This is a genomic window from Roseateles sp. GW835-FHT13E02 (assembly GCF_058794035.1).
The window spans coordinates 194,936-213,334 of record NZ_JBXAGJ010000007.1 but is presented as its reverse complement, the minus strand read 5'-3'; the positions used below and the strand labels follow the sequence as shown (position 1 = coordinate 213,334).

The following is an 18,399-nucleotide window of genomic DNA, read 5'->3' as shown; positions in this document are numbered from 1 at the left end:
CCAGCTTGACTCGCGTCCCGCGGGGCCTGCATCTGCTGGAAAGCCCGCTGGTGCACATGCCTTGCGGGCGCCTAAGCTGCGGCCATGACACCCGCCGAACTGCCCTCCAGCGATGCGCCCCGGCCCCAGCCTCTGCCGCCCTCGGCGGTGAATGAGGAAATCCCTGCCGACAGCGCTTTTGCCATCCGCCTGCGCCCGCTGGGCTTTGGCGACCCCGTGCGCTGGCTGGCGGCCGGCTGGGCCGATTTCCGGCGCGCCCCCCTGATCGGCCTGTTCTTCGGTGCCTGTTTCATGCTGATGGGCTGGTGCTTGCTGGGCGTCTACGAGCACGCACCCATCTACACCCTGGCCTTGTCGGCCGGCTTTCTGCTGATGGGTCCGTTTCTCTGCCTGGGCCTGTACCAGGTCAGCCGACGCCTGCAGCAGGGCTACCAGCCCCGCCTGCTGGACTGCCTCACCGCCTGGCGCAAGCGCATGTCGCAGATCGCCATCTTCGGCACCGTGCTGCTGATCCTGGAGATGATCTGGGGCCGCGCGGCCCTGGTGGTGTTTGCCGTCAGCTTTGACGGCATGCCCGATCTCAGCGGTTCCTTGGTCAAGTTGCTCAACCCCGAAAACCTGGGCTTCATCGTCGCCTACCTCGGCGTCGGCGCCTTCTTCGCCGGCCTGATCTATGCCGTCAGCGTGATCTCCATCCCCATGCTGCTGGATCGCCCGACCGATGCTGTCACAGCCGGCCTGACCAGCTTGCGCCTCGTGCTGACGCAGACCGGTGTGATGCTGTTCTGGGGCGCCCTGATCACGGTGCTGGTGGTGCTGGCCTTGCTGCCGGGATTTGCCGGCCTGCTGGTGGTGGGGCCGGTGTTGGGCCATGCCAGCTGGCATGCCTACCGCGCGGCCGTGGAAGACTGAAGCCGCCGAATTGCGCACCAGTCGCGCGTCGAACGCAGTTTTTTTGCGCAACAGCCGGCCGACAAGCGACGGCAGGCCGCGTCACCCAGGCGACAATGCGCAGCGCCACGCGCAGCCTGCCGGATGGCCACGGTGGTGGCCCCACAAGGCCTGCACGCTCGGCCGATTGGCCCACCCTGACCCTCCATGCTCGATTTTTCCTGCTTGACCCATTACGACTGGCTTGACGTGCCGATGTGGGTGTTCGACCCCGCACGCCAGCGCAATCTCTGGGCCAATGCCGCGGCCTTGGGCTTCTGGCGCGCCAGCAGCGCCGAGGAGTTCCTCTCGCGCGACTTTTCCGACACCAGCGAAGCCGTGCGCGAGCGCCTGGCCGTCACCGCCGCCGACCATGCTCAGGGCAAGATCGTGCGCGAGCAATGGACGCTCTACCCCAAAGGCCAGCCCGCCACCGTGATGCTGGTCTCACGCGGCATCCTCACCCCCGACCGCCGCCAGGTCATGCTGTTTGCGGCCGATTCCCTGGCCAACAGCAGCGACAAAGCCATGCTGCGCGGCGTGGAAGCCCTGCAGCACACGACCGTGCGCATCGCCGTGTTCAGCCTGCAGGACGGCAGCACCCTGATGCGCAATCCGGCGGCCGCCCTGGCTTTTGGCAAGCGCCCGGCTGTGGCTGGCACCAGCACCACCGGCCGCGGGCGCATCAGCGATTTCGAAGCCCTGTTTGCCGACAGCGGCGATGCCATCAAGGTCTTCAACCAGGTGCGCGCCGGCCACAGCTTCAAGGCCGACCTGGAACTGCTGACCGACGGCGGCCGCTGCTGGCATGGTGTCAACGCCCGGCCCATGCGCGACCCGGTGACCGGCGAGCAGGTGCTGCTGCTCAATGCCCGCGACATCGCCGACCTCAAGGCCAGCCAGGCCGCGCTCGAAGCTGCCCGCGAAGCGGCCGAAGCGGCCAGCCAGGCCAAGAGCAGTTTTCTGGCGAATATGAGCCACGAGATCCGCACACCGATGAACGGGGTGCTGGGCCTGACCGAGCTGGTGCTGCAGACCGAGCTCAGCGACAAGCAGCGCAAATTCATCGAGCTGGCCCACAGCTCGGCCAAGGGCTTGATGGTCATCATCAATGACTTGCTGGACGTGGCCAAGATCGAATCGGGCCGCGTGGTCATCGAGCAGGCGCATTTCTCCCTGCACGATTGCCTGCGCGAGGCCCTGCACCCGCTGCTGCTGCAGGCGCACGAGAAGGGCTTGCACCTGCACGCCCGCGTCCAGCCCGGCGTGCCGCAGCATGCCACCGGCGACGCTCTGCGCCTGCGCCAGGTGCTGGTCAATCTGGTCGGCAATGCGCTCAAGTTCACCGAAAAAGGCGAGGTGCGGGTCGAGGTGGAACGCATCGAGCCCGAGCCTGGAGAAGCCGGCAGCGCGCCGACCGAGGGCCCGCCGCAGCTGCGCCTGCGCTTCAGCGTGCACGACACCGGCATCGGCATGACGCGCGACCAGATCCAGCAGATCTTCGAGCCCTTCAGCCAGGCCGATGGCAGCATCACGCGCCGCTACGGCGGCACCGGCCTGGGCCTGACCATCGTGCAGCGCCTGGTCAGCCTGATGGGCGGCCAGGTGCAGGTGGAAAGCCAGCCGGGCACGGGCTCATGCTTCAGTTTTGAAGTGGCTCTGGACGGCTCGGGGGCGGACCGCCCAGCGAGCCCGCCCGACCCAGAACCTTGAATCCAGGCACGCCATGGACATGAATCTCACGGGCTCCGCCCGCTACCGTCGCCTTGCCTGGGGCTTGGCCGTGGCCGGCGCCCTGGCCTTGCTGTCACTCGCCTTGATCGGCGGCTTGTTCGGCTGGCTGATGGACACCGTCGCCAGCCTGGGCTCAGCGCGAGCGCAGCAAGCCAGCGCGGCTTTGCCGCTGATGACCGCCCTGGTGGTGGCCCTGGGCCTGCTGCTGCGCTGGCGCCTGCGCAGCAGCCGCAAGAACAAGCACCACGCCGACAAGCGCCCGGACATCGGCTTTTGAACCCGCGCCTGGCCCTTTTGCTGACCCTTCCACCCCTGATGTGGGCGGGCAATGCCGTGGTCGGGCGATTGATGGTGGGCAGCATCAGCCCCCTGGCCCTCAACGGCCTGCGCTGGGCCCTGGCAGCCCTGCTCTTGCTGCCACTGTCCTGGCGGCTGCTGAAACAGACCGAATTGCTGCGCCAGCGCTGGGCCTATCTGGCCTTGACCGGGTTCCTGGGCATGGGCTGCTACAACGCCCTGCAGTACCAGGCCTTGCGCAGCTCCAGCGCGCTCAACGTCACCCTGATCGCCGCCAGCCTGCCGGTCTGGATGCTGGCCATCGGCGCCCTGTTGTTCGGCGTGCGGCCGCAGCGGCGCCAGCTGCTGGGCGCCCTGCTCTCGCTGGCCGGCGTGGCCCTGGTGATCGCGCGCGGGCAACTGACCATCCTGGCCCAGGTGCACTTCGTCAGCGGCGATCTGCTGATGCTGCTGGCCATCCTCTCCTGGGCCCTGTACAGCTGGCTGCTGGCAAGGCCACCGGCCTCGATGCGCGGGGAACAGCGCCCCCACTGGGATTGGGCCGAGACCTTGATGGCCCAGCTGCTCTTCGGCTTGGTCTTTGCCGGCGGCATGGCGGGCGCCGAGCAGGCGCTGGGCAGCTCTGCGCCCATCGCCTGGGGGTCAGGTCTTGCCCTGACCCTCATCTATGTGGCGGTGGGGCCTTCGCTGATCGCCTACCGCTGCTGGGGCCTGGGCGTGGCCCAGGCCGGGCCGGCGGTGGCGGCTTTCTTCGGCAACCTCACGCCGGTGTTTGCCGGCCTGATGTCAGCCGCTCTGCTGGGCGAATGGCCGCAGTGGTACCACGGCGCGGCCCTGGGCCTGATAGCGGCCGGGATCTGGGTCTCGTCGAGGGTCTCGTCAAAAAAAGCGTAAGGCTGCGGGGCTGAGCACAACTCAGCTGCGCCCTCATTTAGGCCCTCAGCTGCGCTGGCCGCTGAAGCTGCCACCGCCCTTCATGCCGCCGCCATAGCTCCAGGTGCCGCTGACCGTGCCGTTGATGGGATCCACGCCGCCCTGGTAATGGGCCGAGCCCGCCGAACCGGAAGCCACCATGGTCAGGCGGCCATTGGGCAGCACCGCACCGCTGACGCTGAATGCGCCGCTCTGGTTGGAGACACCACTGCCGGTGACCGTGCCGCTGCCATTGAGGCCCGGCAGGATGCTGACGGTGAAGCTGCCTTGCTCGTAGCCGCTGAAGCTGCCGGAGAAGTTGCCGAAGATGCCGCCGGCCACCGACTGCGTGACCGGCAGGGGCTGGGCCTGAGGCGCGCTCGACACCATGCCGCAAGCGCCGACCAGGGTGCGCTGCACCCAGCCGCTGAAGTTGGCGGCGTCCACAAAGACAAAGCCGTTGCTGAGCTCACCCGAGGCGATCAGCTCGTCGTTCTTGGTGAGGGTGGCGACAACCTTGCCCTCGCGCGAAGCCGTGGCATAGGCCTTCACATTGGCGATCTTGGGGCACAGGGTCTGGCCGGGCTTCTGCGGTGCCTCGGCCTTTTGCGAGGCGGCGGCATTGGCATCGCCCGAGGCGCTGTTGCTGCGGATCAGCTGGGGCTGGTCGCGGATGGTCTGGACGATCTTGTTGTAGTTGTCCAGCAGGCTGGCCGCCACCATCTTGCCTTCCGGCGTCTTGGTGTAGCCACCCAGGGCACCCAGCATGCCGTTGCCATAGGCCCAGCCGCCGATGCCGAAGTCGGTCTTGGTGGCCTTGCCTTCGGCGGCGGCCACCTGGATGCTGGAGCGCACATCGGCGATCAGAAGGCTGGTGGACGCTTCCTTGAACTTGAGGCCACCGGCAATCGCGCCGAGCACGCCCAGGCGGCCCATCAGCGCACCGCCGATGCCGCCGGTGTCGGAAGCCGCCACCTGCACATTGGGCGTCATCACAAAGTCGGCGGCCTGCATCTGGCCCTTGCCGACATTGGATTCCTGGCGCAGATCACCGCTCTGGCCCAGGGCGCGCTCCTGCTGCAGGTTCTGCATGGCCACGCCGCGCTCGACCACATCGAAACAGCCCGACTGCTGAATCATCATGCGCAGCAAGGCCTCAGGCGAGCCCAGGCCGTAGCGCGACAGGTGGTGCCAGCCGGTATGCGGCTCGGCCACGGCGATCACGCCCAGCTTCTTCGAGCATTTCTCGACATTGGAGCCGTGCTCCTCGGCGCGGGCGCCGCCCGCCAGCATCATCACGGCCGCAGCCACCACGCCGGTCTGCACGAAGACCTTCTGCTTCATCATCAAGATGCACTCCCATTCAGGCATAGCCACACGAAGCCGGGCATTGTGCCCAAGTGTGTCCCACTCACCCATCCCCCAAAAGGGCACGGATCGGTAACAAATTGCGACCGAGCGATGCCCCGGCGAGACCACTCAAAACACGCCGGCGTAAGCCCCGCCATCGAGCAGGATGTTCTGCCCCGTCAGGTAGCCGGCCTGGGCGCTGCACAGCATGGCGCAGATGGCGCCGAACTCGGCAGCCGTGCCGAAGCGCTGGGCTGGAATGCTTTGCTTGCGGCGCTGCGCGAACTCCTCGGTCGCCAGGCCGTTCTTGCTGGCGCCGGCCACCAGGGTCTTGTGCAGGCGCTCGGTATCAAAAGCGCCGGGCAGCAGGTTGTTGAGGGTGACATTGCGGCCGGCCAGCTGCGGTTGGCGCGCCAGGCCGGCGACGAAGCCGGTCAGGCCCGAACGCGCGCCGTTGGACAGGCCCAGCACATCGATGGGCGCCTTGACGGCGCCCGAGGTGATGTTGACCACGCGGCCGAAGCCACGCGCCGCCATGCCGTCGACCGTGGCCTTGATCAGCTCGATCGGGGTCAGCATATTGGCGTCGATGGCGGCCAGCCAGGCGGCGCGGTCCCAGTCGCGGAAATCACCGGGCGGCGGGCCGCCGGCGTTGTTGACCAGCACATCGACCTGCGGGCAGGCGGCCAAGGCCGCCGCGCGGCCCTCGGGCGTGGCAATATCGCCCGCCACGGCAAGCACCTGCACGGCGGGGTTGAGGGCCCGCAAGGCCTCGGCCGTGGCCTCCAGCGCTTCAGCGCCGCGCGCGGTGATCACCACATGCGCGCCCTCTTTCACCAAGGCCTCGGCACAGCCCCGACCCAGGCCCTTGCTGGCCGCACACACCAGGGCCCAGCGGCCCGACAGTCCCAAATCCATCGCCATCACCTCCAACGCGTCAACAACCACACCCCGCCCAGCACCAGCAGCGTGCCCATCAGCACCCAGACCGTGAAGGGTTCATCCAAAATCAGCGCGCCCAGCACGATGGTGGACATGGGCCCCACCATGCCGGTCTGGGCCGCCAGGCTGGCGCCCAATCGCTCGATCGCCAGCATCACCATCAGCACCGGCGCAAAGGTGCACGCGGTGGCGTTCAGCAAGGACAGCCACCACACCTCGGGCGCCAGCTGGGCCAGGCCGCTGAGCGGCCGCAACAGCAGGAACTGAGCGATGCAAAGCAGGCAGGCCACCGTGGTGGCCAGGCCGGTCAGGCGCATCGCCCCCAGGCGCCGCACTTCTTCGCCGCTGAACAGCAGGTAGCAGGCATAGCTGAGCGCACTGCCAAATACCAAGGCCGCGCCGAGGCCCACATGCGGGCCTTGCAAGGACAGCTCCTGCCCAAACACCAGCAAAACACCGCTGTAGCTGATGGCCAGAGCCAGCAACTGCCGGCCAGTGACACGGCGCTTGAAGAACAGCCAACCCAGCAGCAAGACCAGGGTCGGGTTGAGGTACAGGATCAGGCGCTCGAAACTGGCGCTGACGAATGCCAGGCCGGCGAAATCCAGAAAGCTGGCCAGGTAGTAGCCGCTGAAGCCCAGGCCCAGCACCACCCAGGCGTCACGCCGGGTCAGCGCCGGCTTGCCCCGCCCGGCCCACCAGGCCAGCAGCACAAACAGGGGCAGGGCCATCAGCATGCGCAGCATCAGCAAGGTGATGGCATCGACACCATGCCGGTAGGCCAGCTTGACGATGATGGCCTTGCCCGAGAAGGCGATGGCGCCAGCGGTGGCCAGGGCGAAGCCGGGCCAGAGGCGGGGCGGAGGCGCCACTGGCAAGCCGGGAGAAGCGGGAGAAACGGGAGACGAAGAGGACATCGCCAGCCATCATAGAAGCCAGCCAGGGCCCGCGTGCGAACCGGGCCTTCCTATGGATGCGAGGCTCTCTCGCCTGAAGCGGAGGGCCGGGACGGGACGGAGCGAGCCAGGCGCTGCGCGGTCAGCGCCAGAACTTGCCGTCGGGGCCGATGATGGAGATGTCCACGAAATCCAGACCGCTGCGGTCCTTGGGGCCGTAGTGCAACTCGACGCCGCCCAGGTCCAGACGCTGCAAGCTTTCCAAAGACTTGAGCAGGCTGGCCCGGCTGATGTCCTTGACGCTGCGCTTGAGGCCTTCGACCAGCAGCTTGGCCGCTGCAAACCCTTCGATCTGCGAAGGGCTCAGTTCATTGCGACCACGCGCCTTGGCCAGCCCTAGGGCTTCACGCACCAAGGGGTTGTTGGTCGATCGCTCGTAGGGGAAGACCTGGGTGACGATCACGCCATGCGCGTTCTCGCCCAGGGCTTTGACGAAATCGACTGAAGCATTGTTGGACAGCGTGGCCACCTGGGCTTTGGAACCGGTCGCACGCAAGGCGTTGACCCCTTGCACCACCGCATGGCTGGGCCCAATGAAAAGCACGGCCTCGACACCGGCCCGTGCCACCTGCTCCATCAAGGGCCCCAGCTCGGGCCTGGCGCCATCGAAGCGCAGGATGGCCGAGGCCTTCATGCCCTGGGCTTCCAGGCCCTTGATCGCACCGAGACCGGCATCGTTGCCGAAGGCATCGTTGACTTGAACAATGGTCACCCGCTTGACCCCGATCGATGCCAGGTGCTGCACCGCGCGCGCCGCTTCCTTCTGGAAGGTGGCGCGCACATTGAAGACCTGGGGGATCATGGGCTGATGCAGCACCATGGCACCGCTGGACGGCGCCACCAAGGCCATCTGATGCTTGCTGAGCAAGGGTAGCAGAGCCTGGCTTTGCGCGGTGCCGCGGCTCAGGAACAAGGCCACCACCCCTTCGTCGATCAGACGCTCGGCATTGGCCGCACTGAGTCGCGGGTCGTACTTGTCATCCAAAGAGACCAGCTCGATGGGCTGACCCTTGATGCCGCCCTGGGCATTGATGGCGTCGAAATACAGGCGCGCGCCGTCGGTGATTTCCTGCACGCCGGTGGCAGCGGGTCCGCTGAAACCCGCCGTTTGGCCGATCTTGATCTGCGCCTGGGCCAGACCGCTGCACCACAGGCAAGACAGAACCAAAGCCAGCAACGCCCACCTGTTCCAAACGGGCACCACGGTGCCCTGCTGCCGGGCTGACACAACAGCCCTTCCTCCAGCGTCACGCATGACTCTCCCCCTCACCCTCGTCCCTTGTTTTTCGCCGGCCACGAAGGGGCCGTCAGCGAAAATTCAAGGCGCGATTGTGGCGCAGGGATTTGTCGCACGGGTGACCCTTGGCACCCGGAAAAACCCGTGCTGGCCTGGCCCCATCCGGGCGTGAACCGCCTCTCAGATCGAGGCGTTCAAAGCCTGCGCGCCGCCAGGGCTGAGCAGGCATTGCATCAACTCCGCGACGCTGCGGATCTGCGCACCGAAGGGCAAAGCCCCTACACCGCGGAAGAACAAGCCATGCTTGACATCGCCGCGCAAGGCGGCTGCCAGCTGGTTGTCGATGCAGAACTGGCCGGCGTCCTTGAGACCATCGCGCAAGCCGCATTGCGCCAGGCAATCGAAGGCCTTGGTACAGCGGCTCTTGACCTGGGCCATGGCCTGCAGCTTGGGCGCGGCGCGCAGGTAGTTGCGCAGCCAAGGGGTGGCCACGGCGCGAGCTGGCAGGCCAGCCACGCTGATGAACTCGACCAAATCGCTCTCCTGCGCTTCGGCCAGCACGCGCTTGAACTCGGGGTGGGCATCGCCCTCGGTGGTCACCGCAAACGGCGTGCCCAGTTGCACGCCGGCCGCGCCCAAAGATTGCAGGCGCTGGATGTCGGCGAAGCTGCGCACGCCGCCGGCCGCGATCAAGGGGATCTGGCCCGCAATGCCGGCCTTCTCGAAATACTCCAGGCACTCGGGAATCACGCGCTCGAAATCGAAGCGCGGATCGTGCACATCGGCGACCTTGGCCGCGCCCAAGTGGCCACCGGCCAGTCGCGGGTGCTCGATGACGATGGCATCGGGCAAGCGCTGCTTGCGCTCCCATTTGCGCACGATCAGCTGCACGCCGCGGGCATCGCTGAGGATGGGGATCAAAGCCACCTGCGGGTGCTCGGCCGCCAGGTCGGGCAGGTCCAGCGGCAGGCCCGCCCCCACCACCACGGCCTCGATGCCGCACTCCAGCGCCCGACGCACCTGGGGCGCGTACTCGGCCACCGCACGCATGACGTTCAAAGCCACCAGACCGCGGCCCTGGGCGCGCTGCTTGGCGCCCTGGATCTCGCGCTCGAGTGCAATCAGATTGACCTCGTTGATCAGGCGCTTGGCCGCGTCGCCCGCATTGTGGCCCTCGGTGCGAGCCATCAGGTCGGGATGCTGGCGGCGCAGATCCACCGAGCTCAAGGTGCCCACACCGCCAAGACTGGCCACCGTGCCGGCCAGTTGCTGGGCGCTGACGCCCACGCCCATGCCGCCTTGCACGATGGGCAGCAAGCGACGGCCCTTCAACTCAAGAGCGCGCAGACCGCTGCGCTCGAACAGGGATTGCAGCTGCTGCTGGGGGCTGGAGGTTTCAGTCATGGGCAGGCTCGGGCGCTGAGCGCCCCGCACGGTGGATGAAGAACAGCCGGCAGACTAAGGCCTAGAGAGCCGGCACTAATTGACAAAAATCAGCCTCGCGTGGATGGGCCTGGCCTGTCTGTGCCGCTGAAGGCTTGAGTTCACGCAAGCGCTGCCGATAGGCCCGGCATGCCAAGCAGACCGGGGCCGCTGAACATGCGTCGCCACCCGGCAGCAGTTGGAGGTCCGGTCACGGAACACCACCGATCTTGGCCCATTGAAAAGCAATCAAAACGCCAAGCTTCGAGGGTTCCCCGATGAGATACCAAGACAGCATGGCGCGCAGCGCCGAGCACCTGCGCGCCGCCCTGCCCCAGATGACGCGTCAGCGCGCTGCTTTGCACCCGATCAGCTATGCGGTCTGGTACGAGCATGTCAGCGGCATCAACCCCGCCCTGAGCCACGCCCTGCAAACCTTGACGCAGGACGAGCGCAGCCTCGACGAGGCGCAGACCCTGCAGCTCTACCAGGACCATGTCAGCGATTTCAATGCCCGCACCGCCCAGAACATCGGCGACGGCCTGAACCGGGTGCTCGACACCCTATCGGCCTCGGCCTCGCTGGCCGGCCGGCAAACGGCCGGGTTTGAGGCCTCGCTGCAGCGCTGGGTGGAAGAGCTGCTGGTCGAAGCCGTGCCGGCGGCCGAGCGCAGCGGCCAGACGCCGGGCCAGATCGTCCAGCAATTGCTGGTCGGTACCCAGGACATCCGCGCCACCCTGCAAACCCTGCAGGATCGCTTGGACGGCAGCCAGAACGAGCTGCGCCTGCTGCGCGAAGAAGTGCGCCGGGCGCGGGCCGATGCCTTGGTGGATTCGCTCACCGGTCTGGCCAACCGCCGCGCCTTCGAGCAGGAGCTCAGCCTGTGCGCCGCCAGCCGCACCGGCCTGCGAACCGAGCACGAGGACCGCCGTGCCGAGGACGCGCAAGCGCCCTGCCTGGTTCTGGGCGACATCGACTTCTTCAAACGCGTCAATGACAGCTTTGGCCATTTGTTCGGCGACCATGTGCTGCGCGCCGTAGCCCAAACGCTCAAGCAGGTGGCACGCGGCGACAGCCTGCCGGCCCGGGTGGGCGGCGAGGAGTTCGCCCTGCTGCTGCCGCATGCCAGCCTGGCGCAGGCCCAAGGTCTGGCCGAACAGATGCGCGCCAGCGTGGCGGCCAGCCGCATCCGTCCGGCCCAGGCCCAGCCCAGCCTGGAGCGCATCACCATGTCCATGGGCGTGACGCAGATGACGCCGGGCGAGAGTGCGAACGACTTCTTTGAGCGGGCTGACCGCGCGCTCTACGCCTCCAAACGCTGCGGCCGCAACTGCGTCACCGTGCTCAGCGCGGAGGCGGCCTGAGCCCGCCCCCATGCACAGCACCAGCCTGCCCGGCCGCCCGCCCGACACGCCGCCGACGCGGCCGCGCGACGCCGGGCCACTGCCCCGACTTGACCGGGCCGCGTCTGCCCATACACTGAGGGCAGTTCGTCCCCTGCCCTTGCAATGACGCCCCGTTTGAACATCCTGCCGCTGACGCATTCCCGCCCAGCCCCGGCCTCGGAGCAGACCGCGTGATGTTCGAACGCGCCTCGCTGCGCTACGCCGTCATCGTGGCCCTGCTGATCGGCCTGCTGGTGCCGACCGCACTGGTGCTTCTGTACGACGCCCAGAAAACCCGGCGGACCGCGCTGGAGGACCTGAAACGAGATCTGGTGCGCACGACCGAGGTCATGTCGCTGTCCCTGGCCGAACCGGTGTGGCAGGTCTCGCCTGACCTGGCCGAGCCCATGATCAAGGCCCAGTTCGACGACCCTCGCTTTGTCTCGGTGGTGGTGCGTGAACCCTCCAATGTCGCCCCCTTCCAGGAGCTGCGCCGCAAGCTGGCAGCCAACGAACCGGACCTGACGCTCAGCGAAAGCCGGCCCGTGCTGCGCGATGGCCGCAAGATCGCCGAGCTGACGGTCGAGATGAGCGCAGCGCCCCTGCTGGAGACCAAGCAGGCGGAAATGTTGCGCACCCTCTGGCGCAGCTTTCTGACCCTGACCCTGTCCTCGGCCCTGATCCTCTGGGTGATGCAGCGCCGCGTGCTGCAACCCATGACCCAGATGACCCAGGCCGCCGAAGCCCTGGCCGCCGGCCAGCTGCAGCAGCCGCTGAAACTGGGAGGCAGCGACGAGATCGCCCGGGTGGGCCAGGCCATGGAGCATATGCGCCAGTCACTGCTGCAGGCCTTTGATGCCTTGCGCGAGCATGCCAATACCCTGGAGGAACAGGTGGAGCAGCGCACCGCCGAGCTGACCACCAGCAATGCCGATCTGACCCAGGCCCTGGCCAACCTCAAGACCGCCCAGCATGAGCTGGTCGAGTCGGAAAAGCTGGCCTCGCTGGGCCGCTTGGTGGCCGGGGTGGCCCATGAGCTGAACACGCCGTTGGGCAACTCCCTGACCGTGGTGTCCTCGCTGGAAGATCGCTACAAACAGCTCGACGAGATGCTGGCGAACAACACGCCCATGCGCCGCAGCGTGTTGGAGGACCTGGTGCGCGACACCCGGCGCGGGCAGGACATCCTGCAACGCAATGTGCAGAAAGCGGCCGACCTGGTGCGCGACTTCAAACGCGTGGCCATCGACCAGACCACCGACTCACGGCGAGATTTCGAACTCGATCGCGTGATCGAAGATGTGCTGGTGATGGTGGAGCCCAGCTTCAAGCACACGCCCTTCCTGATCAAGACCGAACTGACCCGCGGCATCGCGATGAGCAGCTACCCCGGCTCCTTGGGCCAGGTGTTGACCAATCTGTTGATCAACGCCCTGGTGCATGGCTTTGAAGGCCGCGAACAAGGCCAGGTCCTGGTGCGCTGCATGTACGGCAGCAGCGGCGAGGAGGTGGAACTGAGCGTCGAGGACGACGGCCGCGGCATGGACGAATCGGTGCGCCGCCGCATCTTCGATCCCTTCTTCACCACCAAGCTGGGCACCGGCGGCTCCGGCCTGGGCATGCACATCGTGCACAACATCGTCACCCATGTGCTGGGCGGACAGATCGAGGTGATCAGCAGCGTCGGCCAGGGCACACGCATGGTGATGCGCCTGCCGCTGAATGCGCCACAGCGCAGCGGCGGCAGCGAGGACGCCTTGCACTGAGCGCCCTTGCCGGCCAGGGTTCGCAGCGCGCCCTTCACAGGGCGCTCAGCTCAAAGCCGATGCCGACGGGCTGGGCCCGGCATCTGGCATGACTCAGTTCGAAGCGGCTGAAGCCGGCGCAGAGGTGGCTTCCGGGGTCGCAGAGGCCGGAGCCGAACTGGCCGCGGGCGCTTCGGCGGCATGGGGAGCCGCCACATCGTGCTTCTCGCCGCTCATGTCAATGTCGCCACCCTTGCTCATGATGAAGATGGCCAGAGCCGCAAACGCAATGAAGCCGACGAGCAGTTTCCACATGGTGTATTCCCATTAAAAGAAGAAAGGATGGCGGCATTCTTGCCAGCCAAGCTGACAGCAGCCTGAGCGCAGGCTGAGCTCGGATGCGCCTCAGCGCACCATCTGCACAGGGTTCATGCGCGGGATGTGGATCAGAAAATCCCAGTTCTGTCCCAGGCGACCCGGGCCTCGCGAGGCTTCGATGCCCCCACTCTGGTACTCAAAACTGTGCTGGGGGAGCGTCACCGGTCCACGCGCGATCAAGAGCTGAGCCGGCGACGCCACAGCACCTGGGCGAGATCGGGCAATCAAGGCCTCCAGACTGCCCGGCACCGGCGCGGGCACAGACTGCGGCACTGCGCGCAGGTAATCCAGCACCTGACCACCACTGGCACTGAACTGCAGCACCTTGTAGGCCGGGCCCCAGTGCCGGGCCATCACTTCACCGGATTGCGGGTGCGCCGGGCTGCGCTCAAAGCCTCGCGCGACATGCACGGTATGCGCCCACACCACGGCCTTCTTGCCCGGGAACTGTTGTTCCATCAGCCAGATGGCATGGCGGCCCATCTGGATATCACGCTGAAAGTCGCGTCCCTCGCTCCAAAGGCTGCGGGCCTGGGACTCGATGCTGCCCAACAACTGGCACCACCACCCCTCGGAGCCGACACCTGCACGCTGCTCCGGGGGAATCTCTCGGCACAAGGCCTGACGCTGGGCCTGAACCTGCTGGAAGAAGCCGGCTTGCTCCGCAGCCTCGGGCAGGGGCGGCCGCAGACTCAGCAAGGCCTGGGCGAGTTGCGCGAAGGGCTGCCAGACGTGGTCCCGGGCCAGCTCAGGCGCTCGCAGCTGAATGCGCTCTCGCAGCCCGGGCAGCAAGCCTTTCAGGCTGAGTTCCCCGCTGTGCTGGCTGTCGAAACCCGCCAGTTGCAAGGGGCGGCTGCTGCTCTGCCGACGATCCAGATACTGCAGCAACAAGCGGCCTTCGGCGGTCTTGGCGTACATGAAAAACACATTGCCTGGCGCCAGCGCATCCAGGCTCTGACCCGCGGCCATCGCCTGAGCCAGACGGCCAATGTCATAAAAGCCACTCTCCAGGAGCAGCACCTCGTAGCCCAGCTTTTCATGCAGGAAACGCAAGAGGCGCAGCTTGAGCAAAAACTCCTCGCGGCCGCCATGGGTCTGCTCGCCCAAGGCCAGAACCCGAACACCGTCCAGTTCCTTGGCCAAAGGGGCCAGGTCGCTGAAGTCTTCATCCGCCGGCGACAAGCTGCGCAGCGGCCGCAGATCCACCGGAAGCCCCGCCAGAACCGATGCGCCTGCAGCGGCCGGGGTCGATGCCGGGGGTGGCGCGCTCGCTGGTGCACCTACCGGCAGCGCTGCGAGCACGAGCAGCGGCCCCAGCCAGCGCCTGGAAGCAAGGGAAACCGCAGACGCAAGGGAACAGAGCTTGGTGTTCATGTGAAAGCCAATAAAACCAAAGTAAGACCAATTTAGCAAGAAATCTGCCCCGAGCCCATCTGCCTGAGCGTGGATCGGCTCGCCCAGCGCACCTGCACGCATTTCCTCTGCAAGCAACAAGCCCAATAAAAAAGGGAGGCCCAGGGCCTCCCTTTTGATGAGCCAGATGGCTCGAAGATGAAACGCTCAGTCCTTGGCGTAAATGTCCACATCCTTGGTTTCACGCACGAACAGCAGGCCGATGACCAGGGTCATGGCGGCCACGCCGATCGGGTACCACAGGCCGTGATAGATGTTGCCGTTCTGAGCCACCATCGCGAAGGTGATGGAGGGCAGCAGACCACCGAACCAGCCGTTACCAATGTGATACGGCAGGCTCATCGAGGTGTAGCGGATACGGGTCGGGAACATCTCCACCAGCATGGCGGCGATCGGACCATAGACCATGGTCACGTACAGCACCAGGATGAACAGGATGCCCACCACCAGCGGCTGGTTGACCTTGGCCGGATCGGCCTTGGCCGGATAGCCTGCAGCCTTCAGGCCTTCAGCCAGTTCCTTCTTGAAGGCAGCGATGCCCTTGGTCGTGGCTTCATCGAACTTGTGCTCGTTCAGCTTGGTGGCATTCAGACCGGTGATGACCTTCTCGCCGATCTTGATGACGGCCACCGAACCGGCCTCGCCGGGCAGGGTCTCATAACTGGCCGAAGACTGGGCCAGCGCACGCTTGGCGATGTCGCAGGAGCTGGTGAAGTCCACCTCACGCGCAATCGGGCTGCCCTGGAAGGAGCAGGTGTTCATGTCCACCGTCAACGTGATTTGCGCGGTCGCTTGTGCCTTGGCCAGATCCGGGTTGGCGGCGTTGGTCAGGGCCTTGAACAGCGGGAAGTAGGTGACGATGGCAAGCAGCAGGCCGGCCATGATGATGGGCTTGCGGCCGATCTTGTCGGACAGCGTACCGAACACCACGAAGAAAGGCGTGCCCAGCAGCAGCGAGACCGCCACCATGATGTTGGCCGTGGCGTTGTCCACCTTGAGCACGCTGGTCAGGAAGAACAGGGCGTAGAACTGGCCCGAGTACCAAACCACGCCTTGACCGGCAACCAGGCCGAACAGTGCCAGCACGACGATCTTCAGGTTCTTCCATTGACCGAAGGACTCGGACAGCGGGGCCTTGGAGGTCTTGCCTTCCGACTTCATCTTCTGGAAGGCCGGCGACTCATTCATCGACAGACGAATCCAGACGCTGATGGCCAGCAGCAGGATGGAGACGATGAAAGGCACGCGCCAGCCCCACTCGGCGAACGCAGCCTCACCGACCACGGTACGGGTGCCCAGAATCACCATCAACGACAGGAACAGGCCCAGGGTCGCGGTGGTTTGAATCCAGGAGGTGTAGGCGCCACGCTTGCCGTGAGGCGCATGCTCGGCCACATAGGTGGCTGCACCGCCGTACTCGCCGCCCAGCGCGAGGCCCTGCAGCATGCGCAGACCGATCAGGATCACCGGGGCTGCGGCACCGATGGTGGCCGAGCCCGGCAAGATACCGACGATGAAGGTCGACAGACCCATGATCAGGATGGTCACCAGGAAGGTGTACTTGCGACCGATCATGTCGCCCAGGCGACCGAACACCAACGCGCCGAAGGGGCGCACGATGAAGCCGGCCGCAAAGGCCAGCAACGAAGCGATGAACGCCGCCTGCGGATCCAGTTGCGAGAAGAACTGCTTGGCGATGATGGCCGCCAGCGAACCGTAGAGGTAGAAGTCGTACCACTCGAACACGGTTCCGAGCGAGGAAGCGAAGATGACCTTCTTTTCCTCGGCCGTCATCGGCGTGTTGGTGGAGACTGCGTTTGCAGTTGCCATGGTGGGTGTCTCCGTTGATTGCAGCCGGCCACAAGGGGATGGACCTGGGGTCCTGAGAGGCTCTCACCGGCAAAGGCTGAGGGCCCATCCTCTTGCAAACCGACGTTTGCTTGAGAGCCACCGACCGGTAGCTCTTGACACGCATCATGGGAGTCGGCTCTGACCCAACTCTGACGCCGAACTGAACGCAGGCTGACAAAATCCGCTGCAACCCTGCTTGGGGATTTCGTGATGCGAAATTTTCAGACTTTTCAGGGTAAGTCCCGGGCTGGCATTGCCAGACTCGCCATGCCGCTGAACTAGCTCGTCAGCTCAAGACATGCACAGACCGCACCCTCCCGGGCACAGCCTGAGGGAAGTGCGCTGCTCAAGGGGCCGCCCGACGCACTCCAGGGCGCGGTACCGCGGCCGCCTCCCAGTCACCTTGCTGGAACCAGGGGTCGCCCTTAAGGTAGGCCGCCACCATATCGAATGAGTCCAGGCCCCAGAACAGGCGGCCGTCCACCTCGATCGTCGGCACGCCAAACACGCCCAGGGTCAGCGCGGCCTCGGTGGCCACGCGCAAGGTCTCCTTGACCTCTTCGCTGGCCGGATCGCGCACCGGCGCCAGTTCTTGGCTCAGCGCTGCCAGACGAGCTGGGTCGGCAGGATGAGCGCCCTCACTGCGCCAAACATGGCGAAATATGCGCTCCACCGTGGCCCGGTTCGGCGTGTCACCGGCCGGCGCACACGCCCAGGCCAGGCGCAACAGCGGCAGCGGATTGAAAGGATGCTGGGCCGGGACCTGCAGGGGCTGGCCCAGCTTGTGCGCCGCCCAACTGATCTGACGGAAGGTCCACTGTCGTTTGGGCTCGATTTCGGCCGGCCCCTTCTGCCCCAAGGCGTGGAGCAAAGCAGCGAACAGAATCGGCCGATATTCGACGCTGTAGCTCAGCCCTTCCAGGGCCTGAGGCAGATGCTCGAAGGCAAGCGCGGCGTAGGGAGAGATGGGATCGAAATAAAAACGCAGATGTTTCATGCGAAGGACTCCGGTACGGCGGCTGCGGCCCTGCCGACCTCAGCCTGTTGCAGGTGGATGATTAAAAACAAGAGCAAGGGGGGCGCGATCTTCAGGCGATGAAGATGCCTTGCTCTGCCAATTGCTCGCGCCGCGCCGGCAGGCGCGCCAGGATCTCAAGCCGTGTCGCATCGTCAGATCGCGACCAGACGGTGATCTCCGGAATGCTGCGCGCACAGCCCTCACACCAACCGGTGGGTGCATGGATGCGGCAGATGTTGGTGCAGGGCGAACTGACGGTGGAACCAGGAGCCGGCACGGCCGGCGGCGAAGGGGGGCGCAGCGCGCTCATGCTTGCACCACCTCGATGAACTCAGCGCCCGTCAGGCGCTGGAGTTGCTCGGGGCTCATAAGGAACACGCCGTTAGGGTGTCCGGCCGCGGCCCAAATGAAGTCAAAGCGCCGCAGATCGGCATCCAGGAACAAGAGCGGCTGGGGCAGATCTGCGGCCGGCGCAAAGCCCAGTGGCGACACACCGCCAATCGAGAAACCGGTGCGAGCCTTGACATACTCGGCGTCCGCGCGCCCCAAAGCGCCGGTGTGCTGCTGCAGCTTCTTCTCGTCGACCCGGCGATCCCCCGAAGCGATCACCATCACCGCGGCCTCGTCGCTGCGGCGACGGAACACCACCGATTTGGCAATCTGGCCAAGGCTGACACCCAACGCATCGGCGGCTTCTTGCGAAGTACGTGCCGCCACGTCCAGCCAGCGCGGCGGATGTTCATGACCCCGTTGCAACAAGGCAGCCTGGACGCGAAGAAAGCCCTCGGGCCGCACATCGGCGGGCACGGTCTGGGAAGATGCAGACATG

Annotated in this window: 17 protein-coding genes; 7 read left to right on the top strand and 10 right to left on the bottom strand. The window is 66.1% G+C overall.

Annotated elements, in window-relative coordinates; all coding sequences use genetic code 11:
• Positions 1-84 precede the first annotated feature (84 nt).
• The 4 genes from AC1Q6P_RS09300 (at position 85) to AC1Q6P_RS09285 (ending at position 3,855) form a co-directional block, all read left to right on the top strand.
• The gene (locus tag AC1Q6P_RS09300; protein ID WP_271009200.1) at positions 85-912 is read left to right on the top strand and encodes a DUF2189 domain-containing protein; all 828 of its coding nucleotides are present in this window, start codon (positions 85-87) and stop codon (positions 910-912) included.
• 186 nt (positions 913-1,098) lie between these two features.
• Positions 1,099-2,643, top strand: a complete 1,545-nt coding sequence (locus AC1Q6P_RS09295; protein WP_492663557.1) for a sensor histidine kinase — start codon at positions 1,099-1,101, stop codon at positions 2,641-2,643.
• 13 nt (positions 2,644-2,656) lie between these two features.
• On the top strand, positions 2,657-2,941 hold the full coding sequence (locus tag AC1Q6P_RS09290; protein WP_271009198.1) for a hypothetical protein: 285 nt from the start codon (positions 2,657-2,659) through the stop codon (positions 2,939-2,941).
• Positions 2,938-3,855: a DMT family transporter gene (locus AC1Q6P_RS09285; RefSeq protein WP_492663558.1), complete on the top strand. Its 918-nt coding sequence runs from the start codon at positions 2,938-2,940 to the stop codon at positions 3,853-3,855. Before AC1Q6P_RS09290 ends, AC1Q6P_RS09285 begins: the two co-directional genes overlap by 4 nt.
• A 45-nt stretch (positions 3,856-3,900) precedes the next feature.
• On the opposite strand, the gene AC1Q6P_RS09280 is transcribed toward AC1Q6P_RS09285, so the two are convergent.
• The 5 genes from AC1Q6P_RS09280 to AC1Q6P_RS09260 form a co-directional block, all read right to left on the bottom strand.
• The gene (locus AC1Q6P_RS09280) at positions 3,901-5,220 is read right to left on the bottom strand and encodes a CsgG/HfaB family protein (RefSeq protein WP_492663688.1); all 1,320 of its coding nucleotides are present in this window, start codon (positions 5,218-5,220) and stop codon (positions 3,901-3,903) included.
• A 132-nt stretch (positions 5,221-5,352) separates the two neighbouring features.
• Positions 5,353-6,141 carry an SDR family oxidoreductase gene (locus AC1Q6P_RS09275; RefSeq protein WP_171826057.1) on the bottom strand — a complete coding sequence of 263 codons (789 nt, stop codon included), beginning with the start codon at positions 6,139-6,141 and terminating at the stop codon, positions 5,353-5,355.
• 5 nt (positions 6,142-6,146) lie between these two features.
• The gene (locus tag AC1Q6P_RS09270; protein ID WP_492663559.1) at positions 6,147-7,082 is read right to left on the bottom strand and encodes a DMT family transporter; all 936 of its coding nucleotides are present in this window, start codon (positions 7,080-7,082) and stop codon (positions 6,147-6,149) included.
• Between the two features lie 121 nt (positions 7,083-7,203).
• Positions 7,204-8,298, bottom strand: coding sequence for an ABC transporter substrate-binding protein (locus AC1Q6P_RS09265; RefSeq protein WP_492663560.1), 1,095 nt, complete (start codon positions 8,296-8,298; stop codon positions 7,204-7,206).
• Between the two features lie 240 nt (positions 8,299-8,538).
• Positions 8,539-9,762, bottom strand: a complete 1,224-nt coding sequence (locus AC1Q6P_RS09260; protein ID WP_492663561.1) for an NAD(P)H-dependent flavin oxidoreductase — start codon at positions 9,760-9,762, stop codon at positions 8,539-8,541.
• Positions 9,763-10,058: 296 nt separating this feature from the next.
• On the opposite strand from AC1Q6P_RS09260, the gene AC1Q6P_RS09255 reads away from it, so the two are divergent.
• The 3 genes from AC1Q6P_RS09255 (at position 10,059) to AC1Q6P_RS09245 (ending at position 13,291) form a co-directional block, all read left to right on the top strand.
• Positions 10,059-11,144 carry a GGDEF domain-containing protein gene (locus AC1Q6P_RS09255; RefSeq protein ID WP_492663562.1) on the top strand — a complete coding sequence of 362 codons (1,086 nt, stop codon included), beginning with the start codon at positions 10,059-10,061 and terminating at the stop codon, positions 11,142-11,144.
• Between the two features lie 215 nt (positions 11,145-11,359).
• Positions 11,360-12,931 carry a sensor histidine kinase gene (locus tag AC1Q6P_RS09250; RefSeq protein WP_102770158.1) on the top strand — a complete coding sequence of 524 codons (1,572 nt, stop codon included), beginning with the start codon at positions 11,360-11,362 and terminating at the stop codon, positions 12,929-12,931.
• A gap of 198 nt (positions 12,932-13,129) precedes the next feature.
• On the top strand, positions 13,130-13,291 hold the full coding sequence (locus tag AC1Q6P_RS09245) for a hypothetical protein (protein ID WP_285806014.1): 162 nt from the start codon (positions 13,130-13,132) through the stop codon (positions 13,289-13,291).
• A gap of 24 nt (positions 13,292-13,315) precedes the next feature.
• On the opposite strand, the gene AC1Q6P_RS09240 is transcribed toward AC1Q6P_RS09245, so the two are convergent.
• From AC1Q6P_RS09240 to AC1Q6P_RS09220, 5 genes are all read right to left on the bottom strand, one after another.
• Positions 13,316-14,494, bottom strand: a complete 1,179-nt coding sequence (locus AC1Q6P_RS09240) for an erythromycin esterase family protein (protein WP_492663563.1) — start codon at positions 14,492-14,494, stop codon at positions 13,316-13,318.
• 354 nt (positions 14,495-14,848) lie between these two features.
• On the bottom strand, positions 14,849-16,531 hold the full coding sequence (locus AC1Q6P_RS09235; protein ID WP_207796057.1) for an MFS transporter: 1,683 nt from the start codon (positions 16,529-16,531) through the stop codon (positions 14,849-14,851).
• 367 nt (positions 16,532-16,898) lie between these two features.
• On the bottom strand, positions 16,899-17,549 hold the full coding sequence (locus AC1Q6P_RS09230; protein ID WP_271009188.1) for a 2-hydroxychromene-2-carboxylate isomerase: 651 nt from the start codon (positions 17,547-17,549) through the stop codon (positions 16,899-16,901).
• Positions 17,550-17,640: 91 nt separating this feature from the next.
• A complete protein-coding gene (locus AC1Q6P_RS09225) occupies positions 17,641-17,880 on the bottom strand; it encodes a DUF1289 domain-containing protein (RefSeq protein ID WP_492663564.1) in 240 nt (79 codons plus the stop codon).
• Complete coding sequence (locus tag AC1Q6P_RS09220) at positions 17,877-18,398, bottom strand: YbaK/EbsC family protein (protein ID WP_102770152.1); 522 nt, start codon at positions 18,396-18,398, stop codon at positions 17,877-17,879. The genes AC1Q6P_RS09225 and AC1Q6P_RS09220 overlap by 4 nt, the downstream gene beginning before the upstream one ends.
• Position 18,399 lies beyond the last annotated feature (1 nt).

Coding starts and splice junctions, on each gene's coding strand:
- AC1Q6P_RS09300 (WP_271009200.1), top strand. CDS start 85: ATGACACCCGCCGAACTGCCCTCCAGCGATGCGCCCCGGCCCCAGCCT.
- AC1Q6P_RS09295 (WP_492663557.1), top strand. CDS start 1,099: ATGCTCGATTTTTCCTGCTTGACCCATTACGACTGGCTTGACGTGCCG.
- AC1Q6P_RS09290 (WP_271009198.1), top strand. CDS start 2,657: ATGGACATGAATCTCACGGGCTCCGCCCGCTACCGTCGCCTTGCCTGG.
- AC1Q6P_RS09280 (WP_492663688.1), bottom strand. CDS start 5,220: ATGATGAAGCAGAAGGTCTTCGTGCAGACCGGCGTGGTGGCTGCGGCC.
- AC1Q6P_RS09275 (WP_171826057.1), bottom strand. CDS start 6,141: ATGGATTTGGGACTGTCGGGCCGCTGGGCCCTGGTGTGTGCGGCCAGC.
- AC1Q6P_RS09270 (WP_492663559.1), bottom strand. CDS start 7,082: ATGTCCTCTTCGTCTCCCGTTTCTCCCGCTTCTCCCGGCTTGCCAGTG.
- AC1Q6P_RS09260 (WP_492663561.1), bottom strand. CDS start 9,762: ATGACTGAAACCTCCAGCCCCCAGCAGCAGCTGCAATCCCTGTTCGAG.
- AC1Q6P_RS09255 (WP_492663562.1), top strand. CDS start 10,059: ATGAGATACCAAGACAGCATGGCGCGCAGCGCCGAGCACCTGCGCGCC.
- AC1Q6P_RS09250 (WP_102770158.1), top strand. CDS start 11,360: ATGTTCGAACGCGCCTCGCTGCGCTACGCCGTCATCGTGGCCCTGCTG.
- AC1Q6P_RS09235 (WP_207796057.1), bottom strand. CDS start 16,531: ATGGCAACTGCAAACGCAGTCTCCACCAACACGCCGATGACGGCCGAG.
- AC1Q6P_RS09230 (WP_271009188.1), bottom strand. CDS start 17,549: ATGAAACATCTGCGTTTTTATTTCGATCCCATCTCTCCCTACGCCGCG.
- AC1Q6P_RS09225 (WP_492663564.1), bottom strand. CDS start 17,880: ATGAGCGCGCTGCGCCCCCCTTCGCCGCCGGCCGTGCCGGCTCCTGGT.
- AC1Q6P_RS09220 (WP_102770152.1), bottom strand. CDS start 18,398: ATGTCTGCATCTTCCCAGACCGTGCCCGCCGATGTGCGGCCCGAGGGC.